Source organism: Ornithinimicrobium sp., assembly GCF_030537745.1.
Taxonomy (GTDB): Bacteria; Actinomycetota; Actinomycetes; order Actinomycetales; family Dermatophilaceae; genus Ornithinicoccus.
The window spans coordinates 1-1751 of record NZ_JAUNVI010000118.1 but is presented as its reverse complement, the minus strand read 5'-3'; the positions used below and the strand labels follow the sequence as shown (position 1 = coordinate 1751).

Sequence of the window (1751 nt, the reverse complement as noted above, 5' to 3'; positions counted from 1 at the left end):
CGCGGAGCGACTGTGACAGCGCAGAGCCGATCAGGCCGCTGGCGCCGGTGATGGCCACGGTGCGGCTGGTGGACGAGGGCACCGGCTCGACGCTGTCGGAGGGAGTCATCAGACCTCGAAGTTGCCGTCCTCGAGGCGTTGCTTCATCGAGGTCAAGAAGCGGGCCGCGTCGGCACCGTCCACGACCCGGTGGTCATAGCTGATGGCTAGGTAGACCATGTCGCGGATCGCGATCGTGGCTCCACCGTCCTCGTCGGTGACCACGACCGGACGCTTGACGACCGCACCCGTGCCCAGGATCGCGACGTTGGGCATGTTGATGATCGGCGTGTCGAAGAGCGCGCCACGTGACCCGGTGTTAGTCAGCGTGAAGGTGCCTCCGGACAGCTCGTCCGGAGTGACCTTGTTGTCGCGGGTCCTCTCGGCCAGGTCGGCGATCTTGTGCGCCAGCCCGGCGATGTTGAGGTTGCCGGCGTCCTTGATGACCGGGACCAGCAGACCGCGGGGGGTGTCGACCGCGACGCCCAGGTGCTCGGCGGCGTGGTAGACGATCGTGTCGCCCTCGACGCTGGCGTTGACGATCGGGTGCTCCTTGAGCGCCTCGATCGCAGCCATCGCGAAGAACGGCATGAACGACAGCTTGGCGCCCTCCCGCTTGAGGAAGTCGGCCTTGCTCCGGTTGCGCAGACGAGCGACCTTGGTGACGTCCACCTCGATCACCGTGGTGAGCTGTGCCGAGTTCTGCAGCGACTCGACCATGCGGGTCGCGATGACCTTGCGCAGTCGCGACATCTTTTCGGTCGTGCCCCGCTTGGCCGTCGACTCTGTGCTGGTCGTGGGCGGCGCGGAGGCAGATGGTGCGGAAGTCGACGGTGCAGCGGCAGGGCTCTGCGCGGCAGGTGCGGCGGCGGCCTCGCTGTTCTTGGCCGCCTCCTCGCTAGCCTTCGCGTCTTCCTCGCTCTTCTTGGCCGCTTCCTCGCTCGCCTTGGCGGCGTCAAGCACGTCCTGCTTGCGGATCCGTCCACCGACTCCGGTGCCCGTCAGCGAGGACAGGTCGACACCGTGCTGGGCCGCGAGCTTGCGGACCAGCGGGGTGACATAGGCGCTGACGTCCTGGCTGGCGGAGCCCACGTCGCTGGTGTCCTTGTGGGAGGTGCTGCCGTTGTCGCCGGCCATGGTGCCCAGACCGACGGCGTCCTCGGACTCATCTTCGGTAGCCCCGGTCGAGGCTCCAGGATCGGACTTGGCTTCGGACTCCTGGGCTGCCTGCTTCTGGACGTCCTGCTCCTGCGCGAGGCCACCGTCGGTCTCGGCGGCAGGCTCGTCCTTGGACTCTGGCTGCTTGGCCTGCTCGGGTTCTTGCTGTGCGGGCGCTTCTTCAGCGGCCGGCTCAGAAGCTGGCGCCGCGGAGGAGTCACTGCCGCCAGCTTCCCCGCCGATGACGCACAGGGCACCGCCGACCTCGACGGTGGCGTCCTCTGCGGCGATGATCTTGGACAGCACGCCCGCGACCGGGGAAGGGATCTCGGTGTCGACCTTGTCGGTGGAGACCTCGAGGAGTGGCTCGTCGACCTCCACGGTGTCACCCTCGGCCTTGAGCCAGCGGGTCACGATGCCCTCGGTGACGGACTCACCGGGCGCAGGCATCGTCACGGTTTCACCGGCACCACCACCGGAGCCGCCGCTGTCACTGGAGCCGCCTTGCTGCGTCGACTCCTGCTTTGCGGGCTGTTCCTGCTCGGGTGCTTTCT

The 1751-nt window shown here is 67.8% G+C and carries 1 protein-coding gene; it reads right to left on the bottom strand.

All coding sequences use genetic code 11. The features are described from left to right. Window positions 1-108: 108 nt before the first annotated feature. On the bottom strand, window positions 109-1751 hold a 1643-nt coding region (locus tag Q4P07_RS14155), incomplete at its 5' end, for a 2-oxo acid dehydrogenase subunit E2 (protein ID WP_303375558.1).